This is a genomic window from Streptomyces chiangmaiensis, from assembly GCF_036281785.1.
Classification (GTDB): domain Bacteria; phylum Actinomycetota; class Actinomycetes; order Streptomycetales; family Streptomycetaceae; genus Streptomyces; species Streptomyces chiangmaiensis.
Window position 1 is genome coordinate 1 of the sequence record NZ_JAYWVC010000428.1, and the last position, 3,374, is coordinate 3,374.

Genomic DNA, 3,374 nt, shown 5'->3' on the forward strand with positions numbered 1-3,374 from the left:
GTGCTCGTGCTGCGCTGGTTCGTCGACGGCACCCGGCTGGCCCAACTCGCCCGGGACAACGGCATCTCACTGCCGACCGCCTACCGCTACCTGCACGAGGGGCTGACCGTGCTCGCCGACCACGCGCCCGATCTGTCCACCGCTCTTGAGCGCGCGGCAGCGGCGGGGTACACCCACCTCAACCTGGACGGCACCGTCATCCGCACCGACCGCGTGGCCGCCGCCGGCCCCAACGGCGCGGACCTGTGGTGGTCCGGCAAGCACAAGCACCACGGAGGGAACGTGCAGGTCATCGCGGCCCCGGACGGATGGCCGCTGTGGGTCTCCCCGGTCCGCCCGGGCCGCGAGCACGACACCACCTGCGCCCGCGCCCACGGCCTCGTCGACGCCCTCAACCGGCTCGCCGCCACGCTGGGCATCCCCACCCTGACCGACCTCGGCTACGAGAACGCCGGAGACGGCTTCCGCCACCCGGTCAAGAAGCCCAAGGGCGGTGAACTCGCCGACAGCGACAAGGCGTTCAACGCCGTGATCCGGGGCGTCCACGCCGTCGCCGAACGCGCCAACGCCCTACTGAAGGTCACCTTCAAGGCCCTGCGCCGAGTCAGCCTCGACCCTGCGGCCATCACCCGGATCGCCCGCGCCGCCCTCGTCCTACTCCAGCTCGAACACAGCCGCACCGCCTGAACGAAGATCACCAACCGTCACGAGACGTTACCGAGAAGGGTTCAGTAGGTAAACTGCTGCCGCTACGGCATTGAGCCGCTGCATGGCTTCGTGGACGGCGCAGTGCAGGATCGCCGCGAGATCGGTGCCTCGGATCCGTGCAGATCCGCCTCCGCGGCGGTGTTCTCCGGCTGCGCTGCTGTTTGTCACAGAAACAGCTCCCTTTGCGCGAGTATAGAGAGAACGTCGAACAGGCTCATCCCGGCGGCGAACAGCAGCGGCAGACAGACGATCGCGTACCACGGCAGTCCCGCGGCGGCGCCGGAGCCTGCCATCACCATCAGCGTGACCTCGGTGGCGGTGTCGAACCCGATTCCGAACAGCAGCCCTACCGGATACATCTGTCCCGGGCGGGAGACGGACCTGGTGAGCCGGCCCAGGATGCGGTTCATGAAGCCGCGGTTGTCCAGGTGTTTGGCCAGTTCGTGCTCGTCGAACTGCCCTGCGCGCATCGCCCTGAAGACCCGCCAGATGCCGGCCAGGGCCAGCAGGTTGAGCGCGGCGATCAGGTACAGGAAGCTTCCGGATGCCAGCGTGCTGACCGCGCCCAGGTGCCGGCGCGCACTGGAGTTGTCGTTGGTCAGTGTCCCCGTCAGCCGCGTGCCCGCGGCGATCCCCGCAGCCAGCAGCACCACGACGGTGGAGTGGCCCAGTGCGAACCAGAAGCCGACGGATACGGGGCGCTTGCCGTCGGCCATGAGTTTGCGGGTGGTGTTGTCGATGGCGGCGATATGGTCGGCGTCGAACGCATGTCGCATGCCGAGTGTGTAGGCGGTCACGCCGAGTCCGAGGCCGAAGACCTCGGTGCCGACTTTGTAGTGGTGTGGAGCCACGAGGGCGGCCAGGATCCCGAACGCCGCCAGGTGCAGCACCGCTATCACGGTCAGGAGCCCGCCGGTGCGCCACCAGTCTTGGCGCTCCCAGCGGATGATCGGCGCAGCAGGTATCACCCCAGGACGGACGGCGGTCTGGTAAGGGTTTTCGGGCAGGGTCATCTGGGGTCAGCCTCTCCAGGGCCTTGCGGACGGGTCTCGTGCGGAACGACGGCAGGTCTCCCGACGGGGGAATGACAGCCCCCTGAGCACCATTGGTGCCGGGATGTCCGGCACGGCCGGCCGACGGTGGGCCGGCAGGGTGACCCGGGGGCCCGGTCCTGCCGTCTTACTAATATGAGCATATGCTCCTAAACTGTGGTGCGCCAGCCCCATCCACAGGAAGCCCCGTCTTCCGTATCCGTGCGTCGCCTCTCCGGCAGCTCGGACCGAGGGTCGTCAGCGTGGCTGATGTCGCCCCCAGTGGGGTGGCACCGCCAACCCGGCCCAGGGCCGGGCCTTGCCGTGACTCAGGAACGGTTCGGTCTTCTCTCTTCTGATCACGGTTCTTGGGCCTGATCACGATCCTGGGGCCTTGGGCCTCCTGCGGCACCGCATGCCGGGGGTCGGGAACTGGCGCAGTCGGCCCCAGGGATCCGCCTGTCCATTCTGAAGTCAGGAGTATGTGCTCGTAAATAATGGGGCCCCCGGCCGCGCCGACGGCGAGTCGCTGACCTGGGGGAATTACCGTCGCGCCTGCTGCCGAGCGCCGCAGCGGGCGGTTTCGCCGTCTTCGGCGTGATGCTGGAGGCGTCGGAGAAAAGCAATTGACCATTTATGTCCGCTGTTGCGGATATGCGAGAGGTTAGTCATGGATGGCATTGCCGATATGGGCGGTACCCCGGGTTGGGGTCCTGTGCATCCGCCGAGAATGGACGAACCGGTCTTCGCGGAGACCTGGCAGGGCAGGGCTTTCGCGCTGGCCCTTCTGGCATCGAAGGTGGCCGGGGCAAACGTGGACGCCTTCCGCCACTCGCTGGAGCGCCTGGACCGGGCCGCCTACCTGGATGAGGGCTATTTCGGCCGCTGGATCAACGGCGGGGAGCTGATGCTCACGGACAGCGCGATCCTGGCGCCGGGTGCGGTCGACGCCCGGGCCCGCAATCTGCTCGGGCAGCACGTGGAGGAGCCCCCGATCCCCGATCCCGCCAAGCCGGACTACACGGCGACTGCCGAGGGGCCGTTGCGCTCCGTGGACGCCGCCCCGGCCTTCGGTGTCGGCGAGCGCGTACGCGCCAAGGACATCTCGCCCGCCGGGCACACCCGGCTGCCGGGCTATATCCGCGGGCACGTGGGAGTCGTGGAGCTCATCCAGCCCGCCCAGGTCCTGCCGGACACCAACGCCCACTTCCTGGGTGAGAACCCGCAGCACGTCTACTCGGTGCGGTTCGACTCACACGAACTGTGGGGCACCGACGCCGAACCCTTCGCCCTCACCGTGGACATGTACGAAAGCTACCTGGAGGCAGCCTCATGACCATCACCGGCAAACCGGACGAGATACTTCCCACGTCGGTGCGCACCGAGGCGCTCGAGCAGTTGCTCACCGAGCGGGGCCTGATCGACCCCGAGGTGGTCGACGGGATCATCACCGAATACGAGACCAACGTGGGCCCGCTCAACGGGGCCAAGGTCGTCGCCAAGGCCTGGACCGACCCGGAGTACCGGCAGCGGCTGCTCCAGGACGGCACCGCGGCGATCAAGGAGTTGGGATTCTCGGGGCCCATGGGCTGGCACATCGTGGTCGTGGAGAACACCCCGACGACCCACAACGTG

Annotated in this window: 3 protein-coding genes and 1 pseudogene; 3 read left to right on the forward strand and 1 reads right to left on the reverse strand. The window is 68.0% G+C overall.

Annotated features, from left to right (window positions below):
- On the forward strand, positions 1-687 hold a 687-nt coding region (locus VXC91_RS43780), incomplete at its 5' end, for an HARBI1 family protein (RefSeq protein WP_329512919.1).
- A gap of 218 nt (positions 688-905) precedes the next feature.
- On the opposite strand, the pseudogene VXC91_RS43785 reads toward VXC91_RS43780, so the two are convergent.
- Positions 906-1,721, reverse strand: a pseudogene (locus VXC91_RS43785) (HoxN/HupN/NixA family nickel/cobalt transporter); the annotation flags it as partial.
- A gap of 688 nt (positions 1,722-2,409) precedes the next feature.
- Between VXC91_RS43785 and nthB the strand changes: the two are divergent.
- Together nthB and VXC91_RS43795 are read left to right on the forward strand one after the other, a co-directional pair.
- Positions 2,410-3,075, forward strand: coding sequence for a nitrile hydratase subunit beta (gene nthB / locus VXC91_RS43790; RefSeq protein ID WP_329512920.1), 666 nt, complete (start codon positions 2,410-2,412; stop codon positions 3,073-3,075).
- On the forward strand, positions 3,072-3,374 hold a 303-nt coding region (locus VXC91_RS43795; protein WP_329512921.1), incomplete at its 3' end, for a nitrile hydratase subunit alpha. The genes nthB and VXC91_RS43795, both read left to right, overlap by 4 nt.

Excerpts from the sequence above, each read along its gene's own strand:
- nthB (WP_329512920.1), top strand. The coding sequence starts at position 2,410 with ATGGATGGCATTGCCGATATGGGCGGTACCCCGGGTTGGGGTCCTGTG.